Origin of the sequence: Alloalcanivorax xenomutans, assembly GCF_900217905.1 — a bacterium.
GTDB lineage: Bacteria > Pseudomonadota > Gammaproteobacteria > Pseudomonadales > Alcanivoracaceae > Alloalcanivorax > Alloalcanivorax xenomutans.
Map to the genome: position 1 here is coordinate 1 of NZ_OBMO01000028.1, position 25,042 is coordinate 25,042.

The 25,042-nt window shown below is 62.5% G+C and carries 20 protein-coding genes and 1 tRNA gene; 14 read left to right on the forward strand and 7 right to left on the reverse strand.

The genetic code is table 11. The features are described 5' to 3' along the window. Positions 1–437 precede the first annotated feature (437 nt). From CRO06_RS18255 to CRO06_RS18275, 5 genes are all read left to right on the forward strand, one after another. Complete coding sequence (locus CRO06_RS18255; RefSeq protein ID WP_022995677.1) at positions 438–1,205, forward strand: sulfite exporter TauE/SafE family protein; 768 nt, start codon at positions 438–440, stop codon at positions 1,203–1,205. A 98-nt stretch (positions 1,206–1,303) separates the two neighbouring features. Beyond that, the gene (gene alaS, locus CRO06_RS18260; protein ID WP_097059085.1) at positions 1,304–3,901 is read left to right on the forward strand and encodes an alanine--tRNA ligase; all 2,598 of its coding nucleotides are present in this window, start codon (positions 1,304–1,306) and stop codon (positions 3,899–3,901) included. 96 nt (positions 3,902–3,997) lie between these two features. Continuing rightward, on the forward strand, positions 3,998–5,224 hold the full coding sequence (locus CRO06_RS18265) for an aspartate kinase (protein WP_022995679.1): 1,227 nt from the start codon (positions 3,998–4,000) through the stop codon (positions 5,222–5,224). A gap of 158 nt (positions 5,225–5,382) precedes the next feature. Then, positions 5,383–5,571: a carbon storage regulator CsrA gene (gene csrA / locus CRO06_RS18270; protein WP_022995680.1), complete on the forward strand. Its 189-nt coding sequence runs from the start codon at positions 5,383–5,385 to the stop codon at positions 5,569–5,571. A gap of 87 nt (positions 5,572–5,658) precedes the next feature. After that, positions 5,659–5,748 (forward strand) — tRNA-Ser (locus CRO06_RS18275). Positions 5,749–6,193: 445 nt separating this feature from the next. Here CRO06_RS18275 and CRO06_RS18280 read toward each other — a convergent pair. Genes CRO06_RS18280 through CRO06_RS18290 form a run of 3 tightly spaced genes read right to left on the reverse strand, consistent with a single transcriptional unit; the run spans position 6,194 to position 8,105 of the window. Then, entirely contained in the window at positions 6,194–6,769 is a 576-nt protein-coding gene (locus CRO06_RS18280) for a hypothetical protein (RefSeq protein WP_026949502.1), read from the reverse strand. Positions 6,770–6,797: 28 nt separating this feature from the next. Then, a complete protein-coding gene (locus CRO06_RS18285; protein ID WP_051414455.1) occupies positions 6,798–7,205 on the reverse strand; it encodes an SMI1/KNR4 family protein in 408 nt (135 codons plus the stop codon). 12 nt (positions 7,206–7,217) lie between these two features. Next, on the reverse strand, positions 7,218–8,105 hold the full coding sequence (locus tag CRO06_RS18290; protein WP_097059086.1) for a helix-turn-helix transcriptional regulator: 888 nt from the start codon (positions 8,103–8,105) through the stop codon (positions 7,218–7,220). 449 nt (positions 8,106–8,554) lie between these two features. Between CRO06_RS18290 and CRO06_RS18295 the strand changes: the two genes are divergently transcribed. The 3 genes from CRO06_RS18295 (at position 8,555) to CRO06_RS18305 (ending at position 14,704) form a co-directional block, all read left to right on the forward strand. Continuing rightward, on the forward strand, positions 8,555–9,781 hold the full coding sequence (locus CRO06_RS18295) for a hypothetical protein (RefSeq protein WP_097059087.1): 1,227 nt from the start codon (positions 8,555–8,557) through the stop codon (positions 9,779–9,781). A gap of 117 nt (positions 9,782–9,898) precedes the next feature. After that, on the forward strand, positions 9,899–12,868 hold the full coding sequence (locus tag CRO06_RS18300) for a parallel beta-helix domain-containing protein (protein ID WP_097059088.1): 2,970 nt from the start codon (positions 9,899–9,901) through the stop codon (positions 12,866–12,868). Positions 12,869–13,051: 183 nt separating this feature from the next. Next, positions 13,052–14,704: a methyl-accepting chemotaxis protein gene (locus tag CRO06_RS18305; RefSeq protein ID WP_022995198.1), complete on the forward strand. Its 1,653-nt coding sequence runs from the start codon at positions 13,052–13,054 to the stop codon at positions 14,702–14,704. Here CRO06_RS18305 and CRO06_RS18310 read toward each other — a convergent pair. The 3 genes from CRO06_RS18310 to CRO06_RS18320 form a co-directional block, all read right to left on the reverse strand. Next, positions 14,621–15,676: a 3-deoxy-7-phosphoheptulonate synthase gene (locus CRO06_RS18310; RefSeq protein WP_097059089.1), complete on the reverse strand. Its 1,056-nt coding sequence runs from the start codon at positions 15,674–15,676 to the stop codon at positions 14,621–14,623. The two genes, CRO06_RS18305 and CRO06_RS18310, sit on opposite strands and share 84 nt — an antisense overlap. Before the next feature lie 494 nt (positions 15,677–16,170). Then, entirely contained in the window at positions 16,171–18,441 is a 2,271-nt protein-coding gene (locus CRO06_RS18315; RefSeq protein WP_097059090.1) for a nitric-oxide reductase large subunit, read from the reverse strand. Between the two features lie 97 nt (positions 18,442–18,538). Continuing rightward, positions 18,539–19,636, reverse strand: a complete 1,098-nt coding sequence (locus CRO06_RS18320) for an NnrS family protein (protein WP_097059091.1) — start codon at positions 19,634–19,636, stop codon at positions 18,539–18,541. Between the two features lie 91 nt (positions 19,637–19,727). Between CRO06_RS18320 and CRO06_RS18325 the strand changes: the two genes are divergently transcribed. Both CRO06_RS18325 and CRO06_RS18330 read left to right on the forward strand, forming a co-directional pair. Continuing rightward, the gene (locus CRO06_RS18325) at positions 19,728–20,900 is read left to right on the forward strand and encodes an NnrS family protein (protein ID WP_097059092.1); all 1,173 of its coding nucleotides are present in this window, start codon (positions 19,728–19,730) and stop codon (positions 20,898–20,900) included. Continuing rightward, positions 20,900–21,340 (forward strand): Rrf2 family transcriptional regulator, encoded by a 441-nt coding sequence (locus tag CRO06_RS18330; RefSeq protein ID WP_022995204.1) that lies wholly within the window; start codon positions 20,900–20,902, stop codon positions 21,338–21,340. The genes CRO06_RS18325 and CRO06_RS18330 overlap by 1 nt, the downstream gene beginning before the upstream one ends. A 9-nt stretch (positions 21,341–21,349) precedes the next feature. Here the strand turns inward: CRO06_RS18330 and CRO06_RS18335 are convergent, their stop codons facing one another. Continuing rightward, positions 21,350–21,799: an Rrf2 family transcriptional regulator gene (locus CRO06_RS18335; RefSeq protein ID WP_097059093.1), complete on the reverse strand. Its 450-nt coding sequence runs from the start codon at positions 21,797–21,799 to the stop codon at positions 21,350–21,352. Positions 21,800–21,856: 57 nt separating this feature from the next. On the opposite strand from CRO06_RS18335, the gene CRO06_RS18340 reads away from it, so the two are divergent. The 4 genes from CRO06_RS18340 to CRO06_RS18355 all read left to right on the forward strand — a co-directional run bounded on the left by CRO06_RS18340 (position 21,857) and on the right by CRO06_RS18355 (position 25,042). Further along, a complete protein-coding gene (locus CRO06_RS18340) occupies positions 21,857–22,246 on the forward strand; it encodes a SirB2 family protein (RefSeq protein ID WP_425319675.1) in 390 nt (129 codons plus the stop codon). A 273-nt stretch (positions 22,247–22,519) separates the two neighbouring features. After that, positions 22,520–22,996 carry a hypothetical protein gene (locus CRO06_RS18345; RefSeq protein WP_097059094.1) on the forward strand — a complete coding sequence of 159 codons (477 nt, stop codon included), beginning with the start codon at positions 22,520–22,522 and terminating at the stop codon, positions 22,994–22,996. A 545-nt stretch (positions 22,997–23,541) separates the two neighbouring features. Next, a complete protein-coding gene (locus CRO06_RS18350) occupies positions 23,542–23,907 on the forward strand; it encodes a GreA/GreB family elongation factor (RefSeq protein ID WP_097059095.1) in 366 nt (121 codons plus the stop codon). A 382-nt stretch (positions 23,908–24,289) separates the two neighbouring features. Further along, positions 24,290–25,042 carry a Crp/Fnr family transcriptional regulator gene (locus CRO06_RS18355; RefSeq protein WP_097059096.1) on the forward strand — a complete coding sequence of 251 codons (753 nt, stop codon included), beginning with the start codon at positions 24,290–24,292 and terminating at the stop codon, positions 25,040–25,042.

Here is a 25,042-nt window from a genome sequence, read left to right on the forward strand (position 1 = left end):
CAATAAACGCCATCTCTCGTGTCTTCCCTTGCTTATACGGCTTCATCCCGCTGTGAGGAGAGCCCGGATACCGTTCAGATTTAAGAGAATGTGGGGCGGAGCCAGATCTACAATACAGGGTCTTGGCCCTCAGGAGCTTGCCAGGCTTTGGTCCGACCCGGGAGTGCCGGTAGCTAACCAACACTCGTGGAGAGATACAAGGAGCTTGTCCGGGCGGCGGGCCGCTGCAAGCGAATTTTTTTAGCTCTTGTGCCCTCCCCAATTCGCTTGCAGGCAAGCTCCCACAGCGGCACAGCGGCACAGCGGCACAGCGGCTTCGTAGTTCCCCCTCTCTGTGAGAAGCGAGCTTGCTCGCGAATAGCCTGTTGCGTGCAAGCGCCCCGCCTCGTCAACAGGCATAATACCCGCTCCTGTTTTCTGCCCTGGACGTCCGCCCCATGGAATATCTTGGCGACCCCTGGCTGGTGGCGGCCCTGCTTGGCTCGGGGGTGATCGCCGGCTTTATCAATACCTTGGCCGGCGGTGGCGGCCTGTTGATTCTGCCGCTGCTGATGCTCAGTGGCATGGGCCCGGCCCTGGCCAACGGAACCATGCGGGTGGCGGTACTGATTCAGTGCGTGGAAGGTGTGCGCCAGTTCCACCGGCACGGTTCGGTGCCGTTCAAGGTCCTGCCCGGCATCCTCATTCCCACCCTGAGCGGTGCCTTGATCGGCGCGGTGGCCGCCTCTTTCCTGCCCACGACCATTCTCAAACCGGTGTTGCTGACCACCCTGGTGGTGATGGCGGTGATCATGGTGGTGCGTCCCTCCACGTTGATGCCGGAGGAGGGCGAAACGCCCAAGGCGTTGGCCAGTACCCCCGCCGCCTGGCTGGGCCTGTTCCTGACCGGCGCTTACGGCGGGTTTGCCCAGGCCGGCGTCGGGTTCCTGGCCATCGCCGTGCTGGCCGGCCAGTTACGCTATGACCTGCGCCGCACCAACGCGCTGAAACTGGCCATGACCGCCAGCTTTACCATCCTCGCTCTGGTGGTGTTCGTCTGGCGCGGCCAGGTGGCCTGGCTGCCGGGTCTGGTGGTGGGGCTGGGCACTTTATTGGGAGTGCGTCTGGCGGTGGGCTTCGCTCACCGGGTCTCCGGCGGCTGGCTCAAAGGGCTGCTGCTGATCATGGTGCTGGTGACCTGTTCCGCCGCTTTCCTCAAGGGTTGATCGGCCATGCCTATCGGTGTTCGTGACCCATCGCAACCGATCGATGACGACGCTATACTTGCCGGTCACCCCCAATCCAGCAATGACGTGTTCCTTATATGAAGAGCGCTGAGATTCGCCAGGCCTTTCTTGATTACTTCGCCAGCCAGGGCCATACGGTCGTGCCGTCCTCCTCCCTGGTGCCGGAGAACGATCCCACCCTGCTGTTCACCAACGCCGGGATGAACCAGTTCAAGGACGTGTTCCTGGGCCGTGAAAAGCGGGATTACACCCGTGCCACCAGCTCGCAACGCTGCGTGCGTGCCGGCGGCAAGCACAACGACCTGGAAAACGTGGGCTACACCGCCCGTCACCACACCTTCTTCGAGATGCTGGGGAATTTCAGCTTCGGCGACTACTTCAAGCGCGAGGCGATCCGCTTTGCCTGGGAATTCCTCACCGGCACCCTGGGGCTGCCGGAAGAGCGCCTGTGGGTGACGGTGCATGTCTCCGATGACCAAGCCGCCGACATCTGGCTCAAGGAAATGGGTGTCAGCGCCGAGCGCTTCTCCCGCCTGGACGAGGACAATTTCTGGCAAATGGGGGACACCGGTCCTTGCGGTCCCTGTTCGGAAATCTTCTACGATCACGGCGAGGACGTTCCCGGTGGCCCGCCGGGCTCCGAGAACGATGACCTGGATCGCTACATCGAGATCTGGAATCTGGTGTTCATGCAATACGATCGCCAGCCGGACGGTGAACTCAAGCCGCTGCCCAAGCCCAGCGTGGACACCGGCATGGGGCTGGAGCGCATTGCCGCGGTGATGCAGGGCGTCCACTCCAACTATGAAATCGATCTGTTCCAGGCCCTGCTGAAAGCCGCCGCCGAAGCCACCGGTTGCCAGAATCTGGAAGAGAAGTCTCTGCGGGTGATCGCCGACCACATCCGTTCCGCCAGCTTCCTGATCTGCGATGGTGTGATTCCCTCCAACGAGGGGCGCGGTTATGTGCTGCGCCGCATCATCCGCCGGGCATTGCGCCACGGCCATAAACTGGGGCAGGACAAGCCGTTCTTCTCCACCCTGGTGAAAGCGCTGGTGGCACAGATGGGCCAGGCCTACCCGGAGCTGGTGCGCGAGCAGGCACGCATCAAAAAAGCACTGCTCACCGAGGAAGAACAGTTCGCCCGCACGCTCAACGCGGGCATGAAGGTGCTGGAAAATGCCATTGCCGGCCTGCAAGGCAGCGAACTGCCCGGCGATGTGGTGTTCGCGCTGTACGACACCCATGGTTTCCCGCCGGATCTGACCGCCGACGTGGCCCGCGAGCGCGGCCTGACCGTGGATATGGCCGGCTTCGAAAAGGAAATGGAAGCGCAGCGGGCCCTGGCCCGGGGCACCGGCGCCTTTGCCAATGATTACAGCGACCGTCTCACCATCGAGTCGGTGACCGATTTCTCCGGTTACGAGAAGCTGGCGGATCAGGACGAGATCGTCGGTCTCTACAAGGACGGCAACGCCGTGAACAGCCTCAATGCCGGTGATGAAGGCATGGTGGTGCTGGCGCGCACGCCGTTTTACGCCGAATCCGGTGGTCAGGTGGGCGACACCGGCCTGCTGGTCAAGGGCGACAGCCGCTTCGCCGTGGCGGATACCAAAAAGCGCCAGTCCGCCCATGTGCATCTGGGCACGCTGGAAGCCGGCACTCTGAAGGTAGGGGACAAGGTCGATGCCTGCGTGGACGTCGAGCGCCGCAACAACATCATGCGCAACCACTCCGCCACTCACCTGATGCACGCCGCGCTGCGTCAGGTGCTGGGCGGGCATGTGCAGCAGAAAGGCTCGCTGGTGGCGCCGGATTACCTGCGCTTCGATTTCTCCCACGGCGAGGCGCTGAGCGCTGAACAGCGCGAGCAGATCGAGACCATCGTCAACCGTCAGATCCTGGCGAACACGGCGGTATCCACGGAGTTGATGGACATCGACGCCGCCCGTGAGGCCGGTGCCATGGCCCTGTTCGGCGAGAAATACGACGACCAGGTGCGGGTGCTGACCATGGGGCGCGATGGCTTCTCCAAGGAGCTTTGCGGCGGCACCCACGTGAGCCGTACCGGCGACATTGGCCTGTTCAAAATCACCCTGGAAACCTCCGCCGCCGCCGGCGTGCGCCGTATCGAGGCGGTCACCGGGGAAGGGGCCCTGGCGCTGGTGCGTCAACACGAAGCGGCGCTGGCGGAGATTGCCGGCACTCTCAAGAGCAGCCCGGAACTGGCCGCCGAGCGGGTGGGTGCCCAGGCTCGCCGTGTGCGCGAGTTGGAGAAGGAAGTGGAACGCCTGAAGCAGAAACTGGCTTCCGGTGCCGGCGGTGATCTGACCGCCGACGCCCGCGAGGTGGCCGGGGTGAAAGTGCTGGCCACCCAGGTGGACGGCGCCGACGCCAAGACCCTGCGGGTGACCATGGATAAGGTGAAGGACAAGCTCGGCTCGGCGGTGATCCTGCTGGCGGCGGTGGAAGGTGACAAAGTGGCGCTGGTGGCCGGCGTCACCAAGGACCTCACCGACCGCTTCAAGGCCGGTGATCTGATGCGCCAGGTGGCCGGTCAACTGGACGGCCGCGGTGGCGGCCGGCCGGACATGGCCCAGGGCGGTGGCAACGACGTGGCGGCGCTGCCGAAAGCGCTGGCCGGCGTTTACGACTGGGTGGCGGAACAGGCCTGAGCCCGCCGCGTTTCGGCGGGGAAAACCGGCCTCACATGATAACCGGGCGCGGAAATGTTACCCTTACGCGCCCTTTTTTGCGGAACAACGTCATTTATGGCCCTAATTGTTCAGAAATACGGCGGCACCTCCGTGGGGTCCGTCGAACGCATCCAGGCCGTCGCCGAACGGGTGGCGCGCTTTCACCAGCAGGGTGATCAGGTGGTGGTGGTGGTCTCCGCCATGAGCGGCGAAACCAACCGTTTGATCGAGCTGGCCAACGGCATCAGCGGCACCCCGTCTCCGCGGGAAATGGACGTGCTGGTGTCCACCGGTGAGCAGGTCACCATCGCGCTGCTGTCCATGGCCCTGCATGGCCGTGGCATCGACGCCCGTTCCTACACCGGTTGGCAGGTGCCGATCCGCACCGACCGCAGCCACTCCAAGGCGCGTATCGAGGACATCGACGACCAGAAAATGAGCGCCGACCTGAAGGCCGGGCGCGTGGTCGTGGTGGCCGGGTTCCAGGGGATCAACGACGACGGCCACATCACCACCCTTGGCCGGGGTGGTTCCGACACCACGGCGGTGGCCCTGGCGGCTGCCCTGAAGGCCGACGAGTGTCAGATCTATACCGACGTGGACGGGGTTTACACCACGGACCCCCGGGTGGTGGACAGCGCCCGCCGCCTGGACAAGATCACCTTCGAGGAAATGCTGGAAATGGCCAGCCTCGGCTCCAAGGTGCTGCAGATCCGTTCGGTGGAGTTCGCCGGCAAATACAATGTGCCGCTGCGTGTACTGTCCAGTTTTCAGGAGGGTCCGGGCACCCTCATTACCGTCGACGACGAGGTGGATATGGAAAAGCCGGTAATTTCTGGCATTGCTTTTACCCGTGATGAAGCCAAGATCACCGTGCGTGGTGCCCCCGACACCCCGGGTATCGCCGCCAAGATCCTCGGCCCGGTAAGCGACGCCAATATCGAAGTGGACATGATCGTGCAGAACGTGGGGGCCGACGGCGCCACCGACTTCACCTTCACCGTGCACCGCAACGACTTCAACAAGGCCAAGGACGCGCTGCAGAAATCGGCCTCGGAGCTGGGCAGCCCGGAGATCATCGGTGATGACAAAATCGCCAAGATCTCTCTGGTGGGTGTGGGCATGCGCTCCCACGCTGGCGTGGCCAGCAAGATGTTTGAAACCCTGGCCCAGGAAGGGGTTAATATCACTATGATCTCCACCTCGGAAATCAAGATTTCCGTGGTGGTGGCCGAAAAGTACCTGGAGCTGGCGGTTCGCGCACTGCACCAGGCCTTCGAGCTGGATCAGCCCGCCGCCTGACGAGACATTCTTATTGGCATGCGGCATACTACCCGCCTCGCACACGGGGCGGGTACCGGCTTCCCGATAGTGGAACGCTCAAGGATGACGGGTGGCTCGTATCCAGTGTGCAAAACCGCGCTCACTGAACAACATATGGATTCGAGGAGGGAACTCCCATGCTTATTCTGACCCGCCGCGTCGGCGAGACGCTCATGGTCGGCGACGATGTCACCGTCACCGTTCTGGGTGTAAAAGGTAACCAGGTACGTATTGGTGTTAACGCGCCCAAAGAGGTGGCGGTGCACCGTGAGGAAATTTATCAGCGTATCCAGCACGAAAAAGGCTCTGATGGCGAGTCTGCCTGATTTTTGAGCTGTATTTTCTGTCCAAACTGGTATGATGCGCGGCGATGTCACGAGTCGCCGTGAGAACAAAGCGATCGACCGTGTTCCGGAGAGGTGGGTGAGTGGCTGAAACCAGTTCCCTGCTAAGGAACCATACGGGTTACCGTATCGCGGGTTCGAATCCCGCCCTCTCCGCCATACAAACAAAAGCGCCCCGCTCCGCGGGGCGTTTTTGTTTGTATCGGTGACGGGCAGGGCTGAGAACCCGCCGGTTCGACAAGCCGCGCTTGCGCGGCGCAGGACGTCGCAAAGCGACGCCCCGAAGGGGTGAGCCGGCACGCCGGCGAATCCATCCCGCCCTCGGCACCTGACTCTCGTGCCACCATTCTCCTAAGCGCCCCGCTCCGCGGGGCGTTTTTGTTTGTATCGGTGACGGGCAGGGCTGAGAACCCACCGGTTCGACAAGCCGCGCTTGCGCGGCGCAGGACGTCGCAAAGCGACGCCCCGGAGGGGTGAGCCGGCACGCCGGCGAATCAATCCCGCCCTCTCGACGCTGACTCTCTCGCCCCCCTGATTTCTCAAGCTCCCACAGCGGCTTCGTAGACAGGTCTACGGGAAATTCTATTTAGCAGCGAATGGCGTGCTAGCGTGCTAGCGGGTAGTCGAGCAGGCATCCGACCCGGTGGCCCTCCAGAACAGAAGGGTCGAAGCAGACGATGTTGTTGTCCCGGTGCCAGCCGCAGGGGTAAAAGCCAGCATGGTAGACCTGGAACAGCGCTTCAAGCACCGGTTCGCCGTCCGGGCCCAGGCAATGCCGTGCCGCCGACACCTGCTTGAGTTGTTCCACGGCGTCGTAGAGCAGGGTGGTGACGAAGTTTTCGAACTCGGTCTGGGTTTTCCTGAGACGGCGTTTGACCAGCGTCATCCGGATCGGCTCCCAGTGTTCCCAGAATGGGGCGACGGCTTCCTCAATATCCGGGCTGATGGCGGCGTAGGCGTCGGTGCAATAGAAAGGGGAAACCGCATTGGCCTGCACGTCCTGCCAGATACGGTACTCCGGCGGTAACTCCTGCGAGTTCTCCAGCAGCATGGCCCGGTCCAGATCGGTGAGGACCTCCGTGCCGTCGGGCAGGGCTTCCCGGTGGGCGGCGGAGAACAGCCGCTCCGAAAAGGGGAGCCGGACCGGCTCCAGTACCAAGGACAAGTCATAATCAGACAAGAGGCCTCTCCCAAATCACGCTAATGGTTTAAGCCTGGCGTTCACCCAACGTCCGGCCCTGGAACCGGATCAGCAACTGCGCCAGTGAGTCCGCGCTGACTCTCAGCTCCGAGGCCATCATCACGCCCATGTCCACTTCAAACACGGCAGACTCCTGGTCGCGCAGCAGCAGCGCCATGCCGCCGCTGTCGTCTCCGATCATCAGGTAGCCCGGCAGATACTCCGCCACCTCATAATCGCGATTGCGTTCCGCGATGCTGTCCGCGTCCAGCAGCACCAGGTTGCCTCCGGTGTACAGGCCATCGCTGAGCCGGAGAAAGGCTGCATAGTCCGGATGCAGCGGCCGGCCCAGTCCGGCTTCGGCCCCGGCAAGGGCTTCCGGGGAGGCCGGCGGCTCCAGCCGGTAATGTTGCTCCAGGTTTGCTCTGTTCAGCATGGTCGCTACCGTTCAGTTGTCGCCGATCAGCCAGGGCCGGCATTCGTCCCGATTCATAAGTACGATTTGTTGTGCCTCCGGCGGGCGGTTGGGCGTTTGCTCCAACCGCAGCCACTGTAGCAGGTAGCCGACCAGCGCCGCCCGGGTGGGCAGGGCCAGTTCACCATCCTCCATGCCGTAATCGGCGGCGATCAGCGCTTGCTGCCTGGCGTCCAGGCGAGGGTCCGGTGCCAGCCGCAGGGTGATGACCGTCTGCCAGGGGCGGTCCTGCCGTGCGTCCCGGCTGGCCGGGGTGAGCAGACGGGCGCCGTCGCCGATGCGGCTCAATACGAAATCGCGATACTCCCGGTTTTTCTCACACCAGCCACGAACGTGCCAGCGATAGCCCGAGAACACCACGGTATGAGGGTGGATTACCCGGGGCTCCGGCTCGGGGTGAGCCAGCGAGACGTATTCGATTTCCAGCCGCCGCCGCTCCCGGCAGGCCTGGATCAGCGGCCGCAGCACTTCCGGGCGGAGCCCCCGGTTCGGCACCGGCAGCATCTCGATATTCAGTTCCCTGACCGCCAATTGCTCGAAGGAGCCGGCCAGATCCTCGCGGGTCCGGACCATTTGCAGGTACTCGTCGGCGGCTCCCAGGGTAAAGCGCGGGGTGAATCCGGGGCCGGGCCGGTAGCCCTTGAGGGAGCGGTCGTAGACCAGATTGCCCGGTGCATACTGCTTCAGGTACAGGTTGATGTCCTTGCTGGCCTGCTGGCGGCCAATGCCGAAGGCGCGCATGAGGTGATTGGTGGTGAGGCGGCCCTCCCAGAGGGCGATGATCTCGATCAAACGGTAACGCAGCAGCAAATCCCAGCGTAACGGCCAGTCGCCGGCACTCTTGCGGGGGGAACGGGACATTTCCCATGGGCTCCAAAAAACGACGTGTTCATGTAGTCAGTGTTGGTATGACCACACTGAATACATATTATGGTCTCCTTGCCCGGCAGGGCGCTGGAACAGGTCACGAATCCAGACCATCGTGAATCGGTTCACCGCGCTTCCGGGCCAGGAAGAAGAATCGAGACCCTGAGTAGGCTCTGAGATCGAATAAAGAAAGGAATGTCCGCGCCGCCTTTGGGACGCGTCGCCGGGGTAACTATCCGTTGGGGAAGGATAGAGGGTGAGCGAGATGGGGATCTTCGCTTTGGGGGCATCGATACCATCGATGACCGGTCATCGGGGGGAATCTTCGTGCCATCCACCTGCGGTGGAGGGTCCTTCAGTGCAAAGGTGCATTCGGGTGGGCATGACCTTTCGTGGTTGTGACATGGCGCCGGCCATGTCCATCGTCGCCCAGAGGTAATGCCATGGCCCAGCGTTTGCGCCACACCCTAGTCCTGGAACCCGGTTTCGGGCCGCCGTCCCCCTATGCCTGGAGCGGACTGCCGGAATCACCGGAGACCACGGAACGGGTTGCCCACCGTCTTGGCCTGCATGGCGAAGGCGGCTTGCTGGTGCCCGACCGGGGCTATGGCCATCGCCTCAAGTCCGTGCTGAGCCGGCGTTCCCTGGTGCGGCGGGGTCTCCGCCATGGCGAACTGGAGGTCTTGTCGCGGGTGGCGGCGCTGCTGGTCAACGAGCATACCGGCAACATCCAGGTGCTGGACCGGGAGCAACGTCCGCTGGACCCCCAGGCGTTAATGCTGTTGTTACGGGTGGATCCGGACGGGGTTCGTCAGTCGGTGGATGAGCAGATCCAGCAGCACCAGCAACGACTGGAAGGGTTGGTGACCTTGCACCATTGCACTCCCGCCCCCGGGGAGCAGCCGCTGCTTTCTCCAATGGCGGCGGAGGAACCGGAGCCGGCCATGTTGCCGTTCCGGGCCGGGCTCTGGGAGCGGTTCCTGGCGCTTTGGTCGGCGCGCCGGCGGGCTTGTCTGGCAAGTCGGCGGCGGCAGTGGCAGGAACAGCAACAGCAGGTGCGGCTGGCCTGGTTGCAGCGCCTGCATCGACACGCTGGCCAGTTCGAGCGGCTCAGGCGGCTGTATCAGGCGGCCCGGCAGGGGCAGCGCCAGGCCCTGGAAGGCGTGCTGGCCCATCGGTTGTCCATGGTGCCCTGGCCGCGGGTGACTCAGGTGGCGTTCCAACTCAGCGATGATCTGCGCGGCCTGACCCTGGAAGTGGATGTGCCGGATCCGGCGCTGTTCCCCTATACCAAACTGCGTCCGCACCCGCGTGGCGCCGGGGTATTGGTGACCTGGCTGTCCGACGGTGCCCGGCGGTGCCTGCACCGCGAGCACGCTCATGCCACCGGGGTGCGCTTGATCGGTGAAGCGCTGGCGGCGATTCCGCAGGTGCATTGGCTGGTGCTCTCCGCCCATGGCCGGGGCCGTGCCGGTGATCCGGTGCGCGGCCACTATCTCTACAGCGTTCGAGTGGAGCGTGGCGGCTGGCGCGGGCTGGTGTTCGAAGAGTTTTCAAGCCACCCGCCGGAGCGCATTTTGTCCGGTTTCGAGTATCGGCAAACCCTGGATGGCCAGGGCAACTGGCGGCCGGTACAGCCCTTTTCCACCCAGCCCCCCGGAGCACTTTAACCCCCGTTGACAATATCGCTACATTCCTGCGCCGGCTGACGTAGTACAACCGTACCAGATACCCACATGAAAATGAGGGGTAAGGATCCAGAACAACAATATTCAGGGGATCTGCTTATGTGCGAGCGAGGAATCGGTTGGCTGTCCTTGTGTTTGCTGTTGGGCGTGCTGGCGGGCTGCGGTGGTTCGGGCGGCTCGGACTCTGGTGGCGATAATCCTGGTGGCGAGAACCCGGGAGGTGAAGTGCCGGATCCGGAAGGCCAGGGCCGGGTGTTCACGGTAGCGCCGGGCGAGGACGCCACCCAGAGTATGGTGGACGCCATGATTCAGCTGAAGCCGAAGGACGTGCTGCAATTCGAATGTGGTTTCTTCGAGCTGGATCAGGGGCTGCTGATTCAGGCCACGGAAGACGTCACCATCCAGGGCTGCGGCAAGGATAAAACCGTGCTGTCATTCCGCGACAGCGTCAACGTCACCGGCCTGGAAGCACTCAATGTGCGCGGCATCACGGTGAAGGATCTGACTATTCTCGACTCCCCCGGTGACGCCTTTAAACTCAAGGGCGTGAAATGGGGCACCCTGAGCAAAGTGCGCGCGATCTGGTCCGGCGGCGGCGAACCCATCACCGCGGCCAATTATAGTGGGCGCCTGCAGGTGGCCTGCACCGCGCCGCCACTCAACGAGGGCGACCCGGCGCCGGATTATGTGCCCAGTTCCAGCAGCGGCCGTTATGGCATTTACCCGGTGGAGTCGGAATACATCCTGGTGGAGGACTCGGAATCCATTGGCGCCTCCGATGCCGGCATCTACGTGGGACAGACCGACACCACCATTATTCGTAACAGTCGCGCCGCCTATAACGTCATGGGGTTCGAGATCGAGAACGTGCGCGGCGGTGAATACGACAACAATATCGCCGAATGCAACACCGGTGGCTTCCTCATCTACGATCTGGAGAACATCACCCGCTACGGCGACACCTCGGTGATGGTCAACAACGTGGCCCGCAACAACAACACCTACAACTTCGCCCACAGCGGCCTGGTATCCATGGTGCCGCGTGGGGTGGGGTTCATCACCCTGGGCTACGACAATATCGAGGTTTACGACAACCTCTTCGAGGATCACAGCACCGCCGCCATCCTCTACATCAGCTATGAACTGATCGACGGTCCAGGGCAAACCGCCGACAAGAAGCTGGATCCTTATACCGAAGGGCTGCACATCCACGACAATGTTATCCGTAACTCCGGTTACAGCCTGCCACCGCCGGATCTGGAGGCGGCCGCGAACGGTGACATCCAGACTTTGCTGCCGATGATGATCGGCCTGAAAAATCTGCCCACCATCAATGATCCTTCCGAGTTGCTCGGCAGTCTGGACAATCTGTTTAATCTCGGCCGCGGCGCGCACATCATCTGGGATGGTTTACTCGATGACCTGGACGCGGACTGCCCCTATCCGGTGGACGCCAACGGTGATCCGGTGCCCGCCGATGCAAACGGTAAACCGATCCACACCAACCAGCATCCCAATCCGTCCTGCCACTACAACGCCTATAAGTTCGACGATCAGGGGCAGCGAAAACTGCCGCAGTGGGGCTCGTGCATTCATGACAACCAATTCGATGAAGACAGCGTGCCGTATCTGAATTTCCACGGTACCGATGGGCTCGAAGTGGTGATGGCTCTGGCCGAGCAGGATCTGTCTCTCCTTGATCCCGCTGAGCTGCTGGAGGTCATCCAGGGCCTGTTGAATCTGCCCAGCGATCGCAAGCTGAAGGATCACGACTGCCAGGCCCGTTTCGGCAAGCTGCTGGCGCCGCTGCCGAGGGTGACGATTCCGCCGTTCGAACCCAGCGGCGAGCACGATCCGGCGGTGTCCGAGGAATACGTGAAATTCCTGTGCGAAGCGGAAACCGCCCAGAACGCCATCAATCGTCCGGCTCTGGCGGTGGACTGTCCGCGTCTGGATCAATACAACCTGTTCGCCGATCCGGCGGATCCGCGCAGCCTGCCCCATGAAGGGGGCGTGCCCTTTGTCCTTAACACCAAGCTGTTTTCCGACTACGCCACCAAGTACCGGGTGGCCTTTATTCCGCCCGGAGAACAGGCGGTGTATCAGGACGGTCGGGACGGCGCCAACTCGAACGGCGCCATTGAGTTCCCGTTGGGGACGGTATTGGCGAAAACCTTCGCCTTCACCGACGAGGAGCAGGGCACCGAGCAACTGGTGGAGACCCGCCTGCTGATCAAACGGGAAAACAGCAGTGGCAATGCTTACTGGGCCGGCTTGCCGTACATCTGGGATGAGGATGGCGTGGCCCGGCTGGCCATGGGTGGCGGCGCCCGGGCGGTGAGCTGGCATTACCGTGACGTGGACAGTGGCGCGGTGATCAGTGGCGACACCGAGCGCTACAACATTCCCAATGCCAACCAGTGCATCACCTGCCATGGCAATGACGATCAGGCCACCGGCAGTCCGCCCATCGGTCCCAAGCCGCGTAACCTGAATCTGGCCTACCGGCCGGAAAGCACCTTCATGGGGGAGCAGGGACAAGGCGGCTTCCCGCGCGTGAATCAATTGCAGTACTGGGTGGAGCAGGGCCTGCTGGCCGGCGCGCCGCAATTGCAGATCGATAGCCGTGGCGTGGCCACCAACGTGCCTCGTTTGCCGCATTGGAACGTGGCCGGCGACGGCGGCGAAGCAGCCCATTCCCCGGCGGATATCGAGCAGCGGCTGCGGGCCTATATGGAAGTCAATTGCCAGCACTGCCACAACGACAAGGGTGCCGCTTCCAACACCGGCTATTACCTGGACCACTTCCGCGACGTGGATGCCGGCTACGGTATTTGCAAGAAACCCACCGCCACCGGCGGCGGCTCCTGCGGCCGGCAGCATGTCGTGGTGCCCGGTAACAGCGAGGCCTCCATCGTCACCTGCCGGATGGAAGCGGAACACGATCCGCAACGGATGATGCCGCCGATCGCGCGCAGTGTGGCCGACGACGAGGCGGTGGCCTTGCTGCGGCAGTGGATTGATACCGTGGTGGATGACAGCTACACCAACGCAGGGGCCTGCCAGTAGAGAAGAGGCGGTGCCCTCCATTATGGGCAGCAGAGCGGCGTTACGCCGCTCTGCTTCGTAGCCCCTTCTGTGCCAGCGGTCCTCTCCATACAGAAAAGGGCTGAGATCGGGTTCAACGGTTACCGTTCCGTCACATTGAGTCTCTATCCTTCCTTCTTCCTGGATTTTGAGTAAGGGGAAAGAATGAAATGGCTCGATGACATGACGGTGAAGCGCAGCTGGGACTGGGTGCTGCTTGGCTTCAGCGTGATGATTCTGGTGCTTGGTGGGGTGAGCCTGTACGCCTCCCATTTCAGCCGCCAGGCATTCGGTACCCTGGAGCAGATTCACGTCCGCCAGACCAGCGCCCTGAACCGCACCTACATTGATCTGCTACAGGCCCAGGTGGCCATGGATCGGGCAGCAGAACTGATCCGGGTGCCGTCCTTCGATGAACCGGAGCCGGTGATCGACGAGGCCGAGTCCTTGATGAAGGACGCTCGTCAGGCGTTCCAGCGCTTTTTGGAAATCCCCCCGCAACCGCAACAGCAGGAGGCCATCGATGCGTTGTCGGAGCAGTTGTACGCGTTGCTCAATGTTGGCCTGAGTCTGCAATTGACGGTGCTCAAGGAAGGGGATTTCGCCAGTTATCGCTCCGGTCGCGGTCGGGTCAGCGACATGAATTACGCTTTCGCCACTGGCGCGGACGCTTTTCTGGAAGCTTCGGAGGAGAGCGCCCGGCGTCTCACCGAAGGTTTCGAAGGACTGGTGCGACAGGGCGTGGCGGTGTTGGCGGTGACCGTGGCGGCGGCGCTGCTGCTGGTTTTGCTGGTGCGCTGGGGCGTGACAGTGAACGTGATCCGGCCGCTGCAGCGTTTATTGACGCATTTCGAGCGCATTGCCGAAGGGGATTTGTCCGCCCGTCTGGAACGTCGTGGCGGTAACGAAATCGGCCAGTTGTACTCCGGCCTGAGCGCGTTGCAATCGGGATTGGCCAATATCGTGGAGCGGGTGCGCAAAAGTTGCGAGACGCTGCACCGGGGCAGCGCCGGTATTGCCAACGGCACCGGCAATCTGTCCTCCCGCTTCGAGCAACTGGCCACGTCATTGGAAGAGACCGCCTCCAGCATGGAACAGCTTACCGCCACGGTGCGGCGCAATGAGGACCACGCCCGCCAGGGGCATGGCCTGGTCCGCGATGCGCACCGGGTGGCTTCGGAGGGTAGCGAGGTGATGGGCGCGGCGGTGAATCGCATGGAGCGTTTGCGCGCCGCCGCCGGGCAGATCGCTGAAACCACCAGCGCGATCCAGGGGATTGCCTTGCAGACCAGTATTCTGGCGCTTAACGCCTCGGTGGAGGCGGCCCGGGCCGGGGAAGAGGGCAGCGGTTTCGCGGTGGTGGCCAAGGAGGTGCGGGATCTGGCGCGGCGCAGCGCCACTCTGGCCAAGGACATCGAAACCCGTATGGAGCAAGCCCTAGTGGAAGTGGACGACGGTGTGGCTCTGGTGGGCAAAGCGGGAGGCACCATGGAGCACATTGTCGAGGCGGTGACGCGGGTCACCACCATCATGGATGACGTGGCCGTGGCTTCCACTGAACAGGCTCGGGGGATCGAGCAGATCGGCGAAGCGGTGGCGCAGATGGATCAGGTCACCCAGCAGAACGTTTCGGTGGTGGCCCGCGCCGCTGACCACGCGGACCATCTGCGCCGCCAGGCGGATGAGCTGATGGCGGCGGTGGCGTCCTTCACCCTGACGTCCGACGGCCCGGCGTCACCCCCGGGCGAGCTGGAGCAGCCGCGCCTCGGTGTCCGCCCAGCTCAGGCACGCATCGGTAACGGAAACGCCGTAGCGTAGCGATTCGGAAAGGGGTTGGTTGCCGCCGTTGAGGTGGCTTTCCAGCATCACCCCGACCACCGTGCTGTCACCCTGGCGCCGCTGGCGCAGCACCTCTTCCAGCACCAGCGGCTGGCGGGCCGGGTCCTTGCCGCTGTTGGCATGGCTGCAATCGACCACCAGGCGTGGATTGAGGCCGGCGCTTTCAAGGGCGTTACGGGCGGCCAGTACCTGTTCTTCCTGGTAGTTGGGGCCCTGATGGCCGCCGCGCAGCACCAGGTGCGTATCGGCATTGCCCGGTGTTTGCACCAGGGCCGGATGGCCGTGATCGTCCAGCCCCAGGTGGGTGTGGCCGTGGGCGGCGGCGCCCATGGCGTCGCGGGCCACGGTGACGCTGCCGTCGGTACCGTTCTTGAAGCCCACCGGCAGCGGCAGGCCGCTGACCATTTCCCGGTGGATCTGTGATTCGGTGGTGCGCGCGCCGATCGCCGCCCAGGCCAGCAGATCGCTCAGGTAGGAGGCGGCCAGCGGGTTCAACAACTCCGTGGCCAGTGGCAGACCGAGCCACGCCAGGTCGCGCAGCAGCTCCCGGGACAGACGCAGCCCCGTGGCCAGGTCGTGGCGGCCATCCAGATGCGGATCATAGAGCAACCCTTTCCATCCCACCGTGGTGCGTGGCTTCTCCACGTAAGCGCGCATGACCAGCAGCAATGAATCGCTCACCTGCTCGGCGAGGCCGGCCAGCCGCTGGCCGTATTCGAGAGCGGATTCGGGATCGTGCAGGGAGCAGGGGCCGGTGATCACCAGCAGGCGATCATCCTCGCCGTTGAGGATGGCGCGGACTGCCTGGCGTTGCTGGCGGATGCGAGTCTGCAACCCGGTTTCCAGGGGCAGCGCCTCACGCAGGGCGACAGGGCTGGGCAGACGTTGGTGGCGGGTTTCCTGGTCCTGGGCTTCGCCGGTTTCGGCCAGGGTGGCGACGGAGGCGTTCATAATCCTTTCCTTGAGCAATCAGGCGCCGATCATCGGCGCAAGGGTGTCGATGGTGGTGTCGAGTCGTGGCGGCGGCCGGCGGTAAGGCCGGCGCCGCTAAATCGCCAGTAGCAAAACAGCGCGAAGTTACGGTAGTAGCGGTTCATGGCGTCTCTCCATCCTGTTTTCAGTAAAAAAATCCGTGAAAAATGTTATACCCGAAAATGAAAAACCCCCGGTTGGGAAGCCAACCGGGGGTTCAGGGGTTTGGCAGGCGTCCCGGATCCGGGCGCCTGGGCGGGTGGGCTCAGGCGCTCGAGCGGCTAAACCAATACCCGTAAAAATAACCGCCACACGCCATCGCCACCGGAGTACCGGCGGTGAATGAAGCGTTGTCAGGGCGTGCGATGGTCATCGGAATCTCCAGAACAATGGACGAAGACTAACCCAGCCCTGGCGCCACCGCAATCCCCGGAGGTAGCCCCCCGGGGACCGGCGGCGACTCAGGCATTGATTCAGGCGTTGGACTCCGCCGGCTCCAGGGCAGGGGCTCGGGAGCCGAACAGCACCCCGGAGACCACCTGCCAGGCCACCGCCAGGGCGCCGATGATGAACACCACATCGCCGAAGGTGCGTACCCAACGCAGCGTTTGCAGCAGATCTTGTTGCATGAACGCCTCGCTGCGGGCGTACCACATGCCTTCGCTGACACTGGCGTGGAACTGGATCAGGCCCACCGGCAGCAGACTGGTGGAGATCATCAGCACCAGACCAATATTGAGCAGCCAGAAGCCGTTGCGCATCAGACGGTCACTGAACCGCAGTTGCGGGCGGATATAACGCAACACCAGCAGCGTGAAGCCCAGTGCCAGGAAGCCGTAAACACCGAACAGGGCGGCATGAGCATGCACCGGCGTGGTGTTCAGACCCTGGATGTAGTACAGGGAAATCGGCGGGTTGATCATGAAGCCGAACACCCCGGCGCCGAGCATGTTCCAGAACGCCACCGCCACGAAGCAGGCTACCGGCCACTTCATCTGCTCCATCCAGGGGGCCCGCTCGCGCAGCTTGCTGTGTTCCCAGGCTTCGTAGCCGAGTACCACCAGCGGTACCACTTCCAGAGCACTGAAGGTTGCCCCCACCGCCATCACCGGTGTGGTGGTGCCGGCGAAGTACAGGTGATGGAAGGTGCCGGGCACGCCGCCGAGCAGGAACAGGGACGCGGAGGCCAGGCTGGCGCCGGTGGCGACGGTGCGGGATACCAGCCCCAGGTTATAGAAAATGAAGGCCAGGGCGGTGGTGGCGAATACTTCGAAGAAGCCTTCCACCCACAGATGCACGATCCACCAGCGCCAGTACTCCATGATGGAAAGGTGAGTGCGCTCGCCGTAGAAGAAGCCGGCGCCGTAGAACAGACCGATGGCGGTCACCGAGGCGGTGAGCAGCACCAGCAGATGTTTGTCGCCGGGTTGGCGCAAGGCCGGGCCGATACCGCGCAGCATCAATACCAGCCAGAAGGCGACGCCGGTGAACTTGCCGATCTGCCACAGACGGCCCAGATCCACGTACTCATAGCCCTGATGACCGAGCCAGAAGTTCAGGTTCTCCGGCATGATCTGGGCGATGGCGAGGTAGTTGCCGACGAAGGAACCGACCACCACAACCACCAGCGCCCAGAACAGAACATCGACGCCGAGCTTCTGGAACTTCGGATCCTTGCCGCCGTTGATGATCGGTGCCAGGAACAGACCGGCGGCGAGGAAGCCGGTGGCGATCCAGAACAGCGCACTCTGGATATGCCAGGTGCGAAGCAGCGAGTAGGGGAAGTATTGAGACAGCTCGAAGCCGTAGAAATGCTGCCCTTCCACGGTGTAGTGCGCCACCGCTCCCCCGAGGAACACCTGGAAGGTGAAGAGTGCCACCACCAGGAACAGGTATTTCCCCAGTGCCTTTTGCGATGGCGTCAGAGAGACCAGACTGAGCGGGTCGCGGGCGGGGGCCGGCGGCTCATCATCATGGCGACGCAGGAAGGCCCAGCCCAGGATCAGGAAACCAACACCGGCGATCAGCAGGATGACGCTGACGATGGACCAGATGATGTTCTCGGCGGTGGGCACGTTGTCGATCAACGGCTCGTGGGGCCAGTTGTTGGTGTAGGTGGCTTCCCCGTCGGGGCGCTCGGTGGCCGCCGCCCAGGCGGTCCAGAAGAAAAATTGAGTGAGCGCCCGCCGGCGGCTTTCACTGGGCAGAGTGCCTTCCTTCATGGCGTAGCTTTGCCGTGTGCCACGCAGTTCCGGCGCGTCGCCGAACAGCCGTGAATAATAGTCCGCGGTCAGTGCCATGGCTTCGGCGCGCCGGTTGCTGACCGTCAGGGTACCGTCACTTTGCTGGAAGGTGTTGGTGCGGTAGGCATCGCGCAACGCTCGTTGCAGCATCGCCTGATGTTCGCTGTCCAGGGCGTCATAGGACTGGCCGTAACGTTCCCGGGCGGCCAGCTCCAGCCAGTGGATCAGCTCCCGGTGCAGCCAGTCGGCGGTCCAGTCCGGCGCTTGATAGGCGCCGTGTCCCCAGATTGATCCCAGTTGCATGCCGCCCACGGATTGCCAGGCGGTTTGGCCGTCGAGAATGTCGTCCTGGGTCATCAGTACGGTGCCGTCCTCGGTCACCACCCGATCCGGGATCGGCGGCGCCTTGCGGTAGACCTCGGTACCGAAGTAGCCGAGCAGCGCGAACGTGACCGCCAGAACGGCGATCAGCGTCCACCAGAGTTTGCGGTAGTGGGCCATGGTCGGGTCCTCCTGTTGATCCATGGGCATGGGGTTGGCGAACAAGCTTTAAAGGTGCATATAAAATATATCTTTAAAGATGTATTAACAATACATGTTAAGGATAATTTTCTGTCTTCAGTGGTCTTGGTCTTCCATGGAGCAGAAGCAGCAGGGTCAGATAGGCGAGACTCCAACAGAGAGAGGCCGCCGGCAGCAGCCACGACGGCGCTATCTCCGCGCCCCAGCGGGCCGCCGCGGCGGCGTTCAGCAATACCATCACCGCCACCATCGGGCGGTGCGGCGGAACCCAGCCGCGAAGGCGCGGCCCGGCCTGACGGGCCATGACGCCGCAGGAGAGCGAGCCAAGGGCGCCCACGGTGATGCCGTGCAGCGGCGTGGTGATGGCATGGCCGCTGATCAAGGCGAGCCCTATGCCACTGAGCCCCAGCGCCAGCCAGCCGTAGCCCTGGCCGAGTAGCCATAGATCCGGCCGGGGCACCGACCACAAGCGCCAGCGCCACAGGCGCGCCAGCACCAGAGCGCCGAGGGCGTTCAGCAATAATCCAGTGAGTACGGGGTAGCGCCAGGCGCTACCCCAGGCCAGTCCGAAGATGATCAGCAACAGGCCTTCCAGGCGTGGCTGCACCCGCGCCCGCAACACTTCTCCCCGTTGCTGCCAGGCTGCCGCGGCCAAAGGCGCGATGATGCGCCCGCCCATGAAGGTGAGCAGAGCGGCGAGGATGATTACGGTAGCCAAACGCGGCCAGGGGGGCGGCAACCACCACACCAGCAAGGGGATCAGGCACAACCAGGGAACCAGACCCAGGCCAACCCGGTTACGCCATTTCCTGGCATGACGCAGGCGGGGCAGCAGCAGCGCGGCCAGCAGCATACCAGTAAGCAAGTCCCAGCCGGATAGCGCAAATGGCGCGCTGGCAAACAGCCTTTGCCAGCGGCCCAGGGCCCATGGCAGCGTAAGCCCCCATAGCCGTGCCGGCGTCTGCGGGCCGAGCAGATAGCCGGCGATCAACATCGGCGCCAGCCCGAACAACATTTCCATGCCATGACCGGCACCCAGCAGGCCCGGGGGGCCGCCATCGAGTTGGGCCCAGGTGGAAAGCGGCACCATCACCACGGCCTCGGCGCAGGCGAGAGAAAAGAACAGCCGGGAGCAAGGCCACCGGCGCGACGGGGAAGAGGCTGCAGTGGACATGGACTGGTATTTCCTTTAAAGATGCATATAAAATACATCTAAAGTCTCATGATCACCCACTGTCATGCCGGTGGTATCGAGGAACCTTGTCATGGATCAAATATCGCGATCACCAAGACGACCATGGGCGGTGTTGTTCGCTTTCCCGTTTCGTATTTTCTTCGTTTCCACGGGCGTTGCCGCCGTACTGCTATTGCCGCTGTGGCTGTGGTGGTTGCTCGGCGGCGGCGGACCGGCGATGTCGGCGTTGCTATGGCATCAACACGAGATGACGGTGGGGCTGCTTAACGCGGCCATCGCTGGCTTTCTGCTCACCGCGGTATGCAACTGGACCGGCACCGCGCCGGTGTCGGGGCGCGCGTTGCTGGCTCTATGGGGGTTGTGGTTGTCGGCCCGTCTCGGATTGTTGTTGGGTGACGCTTGGCAGCTGCTGGCGGTGTCGCTGGATCTGGCTTTCCTGCCCGTGGTGGCGATGCTGGCCGCAAGGCGCGTCTGGACCGCGCGCCAGGCTCGCCAGGCGCCCCTGATCGGAGTATTGCTTGCCCTGTGGGGATTGGACGTGGCGTTTCATTGGAGCGGGGATCCCCGTTTCCTGCATGGGTTGGTGCTGTTGGGCGCATTGCTGATCCTGATGGTGGGCGGCCGCATTACCCCGGCTTTCACCGCCAACTGGCTGCGTTTGCACGGCGATGATCCGGAGCGGGTCCGGCGTCGGCCGGCGCTGGATATCGCGGGCCTGGTATGCGGATTGGCCGTGGTGGTGTTGGAACTGACCCCGTGGCGGGGGCTTGCGGTGGCTCTGGCGGGGTTGCTGGCGGCACTGATCGCCGCCGTCCGGCTGGCCGGTTGGGCCGGTTGGCGGGTCCGGCGCGAGCCGTTGTTATGGATTCTGCATCTGGGGCATCTTTGGGTGGTGCTGGGATTCGGGCTCTGGGCGGCGGCCAAGGCCGGCTTGCCGGTGGCCCCCACGGCCTGGGTGCACGCCTTGGGTGCCGGCGCCATCGGCACCATGATTTTGGGCGTGATCACCCGTGTCGCCATGGGGCATACCGGACGTCCCATGCGCCTGTTGCCGGGCATGCGTTGGGGGTTCCTGGCGATCCTGGCCGCCGGTCTGGTCCGGGTGCTCGCCGGGCTCGGTATGGTGTCCTGGCTGCCGGGGCTATGGCTGGCGGCGGCCTTGTGGTTGCTGGCCTGGTTGTTGTTCCTGTGGCTTTATACCCCGGTGCTGGCGGCGCCGAGGGCGGATGGACGGCCGGGCTGATGCGGATTACCCGCTACACCGACTATGCTCTGCGCGTGTTGATTCAACTGGCGCTGCAACCGCGGCGTCTGACCATCGCCGACATGGCCAGGGCTTACGGCATCTCCCGCCACCACCTGACCAAGGTGGTGCATCAACTGCAACGTCTGGGTTACGTGGAGACCCAGCGCGGACAAACCGGTGGCGTCCGTCTGGCCCGCCCGGCGGCGGATATCCGGGTGGGTAAGGTGGTGCGGGATATGGAGCCGGACCTGGCTCTGGTGGAATGCTTCCATGGCGAGGACCGCTGCGCGATCACGCCATACTGTCAACTGCGGGTGGTGTTCGAGCAGGGGCTGAGACGGTTTCTGGAAACGCTGGACGGCTATACCCTGGAAGACATGGTTCGCGGCGAGCGCCGGCAATTGATCCGGATTCTGGAGCCGCCATCCTTTGGTTGACCGGTTGGCTCAGGCGCTCCGCTCGGTGACGGTCGGCAAAAGCCGCTTGTGCAGCGCCCGCCGCGGTTCGATGAGGTCGGCCAGGGTGTAGCCATCAAGGACGTGCAGGAACGCGTTCAAGGCTTCGTTGAGGGCGCCGCGTAGCACGCAATTGGGAGTAAGGACACAGGCATTCTGGTCGCCGAAGCACTCCACCAGGCTCATATTGGCCTCGGTGTAGCGAACCACCTCGCCCACATTGATGTCTTCGGGGCTATGAGCCAGGCGCAGGCCGCCGTTCTTGCCACGCAGGGTTTCCACATAGCCCAGTTGTCCGAGCTGATGCACTACCTTGACGATATGGTTGCGGGAAATGCCGTAGCTTTCTGAAATGGCACTGATGGTGCTCAGTGCCTCTCCCCGCAGGCCAAGATAGATCAGTACGCGTAAGGAGTAGTCACTGTATTGGGTCAGCTTCATGGTCCCGCTTCCAAACGATGAACAATGGATTAGCCGGCAGTATAACGGAGTCTCGCAATGATGTTGGATTACCTGTTGATCAAGCACCTGCACATGACCTTGGCGGCGATGAGTCTGGGGTTGTTCGTGCTGCGCGCCGGCTGGTCGGTGGCCGGCTCGCCGATGCTGCGGCGGCGCTGGGTGCGCGTCACTCCCCATATAGTGGACACGCTGTTGCTGACCTTCGGGGGCACGCTGATGATTCTGCTGCGCGCCTGGCCTCACCAAACGCCCTGGCTGGCGGCCAAGCTGCTGGCTCTTCTGGTTTATATAGGCCTGGGCACCATGGCGATAAAGCGGGGAACCACGCCCGCGCGAAGGGCTGGGTATGCGTTGGCGGCGATAATGGTATTTCTCTATATGGTGGGGGTGGCGGTTCGGCACCACCCCGGTTCCTGGTTGATATGAGAAGGCGGCAAATACAACAATGAAGTTGACCTGGAACCATGGTCTAAAAAGTGTTTTTGGTGAAAATAGTTTTACTTTGATTGGTCGAAAAGACAGTAAATAAAGCTTTAAAAGCCAATGAGGGAATTTTTATTTTTTGAACGGTTTCCCTTTTTTTGTAGAAAAGAGTCGCTTTTACCTTTTGTTACTTGAGCTTCCCGTCGCCTGATTTAATGTGCCCTCATCTGGGACGAGTCGTGTCTCCAGTTCGTTAGATTGCACGAGGAGCGAAATATGAAAAAGCACTGGATGTTGGTACTGGCTTCCACGGCGGCCCTGAGCAGCCAGGTAGCCGTGGCGGATCTGTCCGCTGGCGTCAATGCCGCGGTAAATGCGGAGGCCGCTGGTGTCAATGCAGCGGTGAAAGCGGATGCCGATGCGAAAGCCGCCGAGAAAGCTCTGCGTGACAAGCGCGATGCCGCCAAGGACAAGGCCGAGGCTACCCTCGAAAAAGCCAAGGCCGAGAAAGACGCCGCCGTGGAAGACGCGGAGTCCAGGAAGGAAGCCGCTAAGAATCGCATGGAAGACGCCAAAACCGAGGCCAACGCCCGGGCCGAAGCCGGCAAAGCCAAGGCCGAAACCAAACGTGAGGAAGCCATGAAGAAGGTGGACGCAGCTCGGGACAATGCCTCGGTGGAGGCGGAAGCCAACGCCAATGCCAGCGTGAAAGCGGAAGAGAAAGGCAAGCCCTGGTACAAATTCTGGGATTGATGGTGCCTCCGCCGATAAATCACCCCGGTCGCTGTCTTGCGCGCCCGGGGTTTTTGTGCCCAGCGGGAACGGCCGTCCACACAGTCGTAAGAAAGTCCGCTTATACGCAACACGCTGATTCGCCGCCAAGGCAGCTTCCCACAGCGACTTCGTAGCCCCCGTCGTGGCGGCGAATCGGCGCGTTTTTATATCGCCTGGACCAATAGAGGGCCACGGCCATGGATTCCGCGGTCAAGCGTCAGAATCATCGGAACTTGTGAGGCAGCCGTTGCCTCCGGCGATTTTTGGGCTTGCCTTATTACACCAATGGGCTATGGTCATGGTTTCCATTGGTGCTGAATCCTGATTAGCTCAACGCAAATGACTCTCTTCTTTCGTTTTACCTCTTTGACCTTTCCGGTTTAAGCCGGACGGCCTCTGGCTGTTCCGGCATCCCTCGTTTTATTTCGACAACTGTCTGTCGTTAACCGACATTTCCATGATGACGTGGAGGCGCGCTGGTGAAGCCTGTTCGTGGTTCATGGCTGGAAAAGCGATTTGTACCCATGGTTCGAAAGTATGCGGTGAGGAACCCGTGTTGCTTCCCTCCTGGTCCCGGAGAAATCAGCGCCGTACTCGGCAAGCTGGAAGCACTGAGGCAGGCTGGGGGAGAGGCCCGGGTTGGCGTCGGTACCGTCGTGCGGATGGAAGATCTGCTCAGTGGTGAGCAGGGGAGCTTTCAATTGGTATGGCCGGACGAAGCGGCCCCGGAACAACGTCGTCTTTCGATTCTATCGCCACTGGGCGCTGCTCTGCTGGGAGCCCATCGCGGTGATGAGGTGACGGTGACCTTGTTCGGATGCCGCTGTGAATTTCGAGTTCTGGCCCTGCGGGAGGCGGAGCCTCGGGAGGGTAGCGCCGTGCGGTTATGAGTGCGCCGGGCGGGATACCGCGAATCGCCGAGCCCTGTTCCGGGGCCCTGTGACCCACCTCCCGTCATTGGCGGCGCGGCGGGGGGACGTCTCGTTCACCATGGGTGAGATCATGAGTAAAGAGAAACCCAAAAAGAAGGCACAAAAATCCCTCAAGGAAAAACGCCGCGACAAGCGGGAGAAGCGGTAGGGGATGCCTGGCGGGGCCATTATGGCCCCGTTTGCCCTCTTCATATGAAAAACCGTTTGAAAGCCGAGATGGGCGGTGTGGGGCCGGAATTTGAGCTACATCATGATTCTCGGGGGCGCTTCTTGATTCAATAAGGTCCGAGCCGGTCCATTTGCCGGTGGATCGTCAACCATAATCAAAGAAGAGAGGACGATGTCAGCGATCATTGATGTATTGGCGCGGACGGAGCTGTTCTCGACCCTGAAACCAAACGCCTTACGGGCGCTGTGTGAGGGTGGCCGGACCATCAATCTGCCAGATAACGGTCATTTGTTTGAAGTGGGGGAGATGGCGAACGCCTACTACCTGATGACCAGTGGCGTGATGCGTTTGTACCGGCCGGGTCTGGATGGCGAGGACAAAGTATTCCAAGTGGTCGCCGAGGGGGACCTGGTGGCGGAAACCGCCATGTTTTCCGAACCTTGTATATATCCTTTGTCGGCCGAAGCGGAGAGCGCCAGCACCCTGATCCGCCTGCCTCGCCCTGGCTTGCTCGGTCTGGTCCGGGTACAGCCGGATTTCGCCCTGCGCTTACTGGGAGAGATGTCTCACCGGCTTTATCAGGCGGTGAACCGGTTGGACCAGCTCACGGTGACCAATGCCGGACAAAGGGTGGCGATGTATTTGCTGGAGTTGACCGAGTGGCGGCCAGAGCATTGGGTGGTGCTGCCGGTAAGCGCCAAGGTGCTGGCGAGACAGCTGAATGTAACACCGGAAACGCTGTCGCGTCTGCTCACCCGTTTTCGCCAGAGCGGTTTGATCAGCGGGCGCGGACGTCGCTGGATGATCCTTGATCCCGCGGAGTTGTGCCGGGCCGCCAATCTGCCGTTACCGGACGCCCAGTGCCACTGTGCCGGCTCGCAGTTCTTTCGCTGTTGTAATTTCGGCCACCGGTCCTGCTCATAG

Bases quoted from the DNA above. Each gene is read 5' to 3' on its own strand.
- CRO06_RS18265 (WP_022995679.1), top strand. From the start codon at position 3,998: ATGGCCCTAATTGTTCAGAAATACGGCGGCACCTCCGTGGGGTCCGTC.
- CRO06_RS18355 (WP_097059096.1), top strand. From the start codon at position 24,290: ATGTCAGCGATCATTGATGTATTGGCGCGGACGGAGCTGTTCTCGACC.
- CRO06_RS18340 (WP_425319675.1), top strand. From the start codon at position 21,857: ATGATGTTGGATTACCTGTTGATCAAGCACCTGCACATGACCTTGGCG.
- CRO06_RS18255 (WP_022995677.1), top strand. From the start codon at position 438: ATGGAATATCTTGGCGACCCCTGGCTGGTGGCGGCCCTGCTTGGCTCG.
- CRO06_RS18350 (WP_097059095.1), top strand. From the start codon at position 23,542: ATGGTTCGAAAGTATGCGGTGAGGAACCCGTGTTGCTTCCCTCCTGGT.
- alaS (WP_097059085.1), top strand. From the start codon at position 1,304: ATGAAGAGCGCTGAGATTCGCCAGGCCTTTCTTGATTACTTCGCCAGC.
- CRO06_RS18305 (WP_022995198.1), top strand. From the start codon at position 13,052: ATGAAATGGCTCGATGACATGACGGTGAAGCGCAGCTGGGACTGGGTG.
- CRO06_RS18310 (WP_097059089.1), bottom strand. From the start codon at position 15,676: ATGAACGCCTCCGTCGCCACCCTGGCCGAAACCGGCGAAGCCCAGGAC.
- CRO06_RS18285 (WP_051414455.1), bottom strand. From the start codon at position 7,205: ATGCTGAACAGAGCAAACCTGGAGCAACATTACCGGCTGGAGCCGCCG.
- CRO06_RS18335 (WP_097059093.1), bottom strand. From the start codon at position 21,799: ATGAAGCTGACCCAATACAGTGACTACTCCTTACGCGTACTGATCTAT.
- CRO06_RS18300 (WP_097059088.1), top strand. From the start codon at position 9,899: ATGTGCGAGCGAGGAATCGGTTGGCTGTCCTTGTGTTTGCTGTTGGGC.
- CRO06_RS18295 (WP_097059087.1), top strand. From the start codon at position 8,555: ATGGCCCAGCGTTTGCGCCACACCCTAGTCCTGGAACCCGGTTTCGGG.
- CRO06_RS18315 (WP_097059090.1), bottom strand. From the start codon at position 18,441: ATGGCCCACTACCGCAAACTCTGGTGGACGCTGATCGCCGTTCTGGCG.
- CRO06_RS18320 (WP_097059091.1), bottom strand. From the start codon at position 19,636: ATGTCCACTGCAGCCTCTTCCCCGTCGCGCCGGTGGCCTTGCTCCCGG.
- csrA (WP_022995680.1), top strand. From the start codon at position 5,383: ATGCTTATTCTGACCCGCCGCGTCGGCGAGACGCTCATGGTCGGCGAC.
- CRO06_RS18330 (WP_022995204.1), top strand. From the start codon at position 20,900: ATGCGGATTACCCGCTACACCGACTATGCTCTGCGCGTGTTGATTCAA.
- CRO06_RS18325 (WP_097059092.1), top strand. From the start codon at position 19,728: ATGGATCAAATATCGCGATCACCAAGACGACCATGGGCGGTGTTGTTC.
- CRO06_RS18345 (WP_097059094.1), top strand. From the start codon at position 22,520: ATGAAAAAGCACTGGATGTTGGTACTGGCTTCCACGGCGGCCCTGAGC.
- CRO06_RS18290 (WP_097059086.1), bottom strand. From the start codon at position 8,105: ATGTCCCGTTCCCCCCGCAAGAGTGCCGGCGACTGGCCGTTACGCTGG.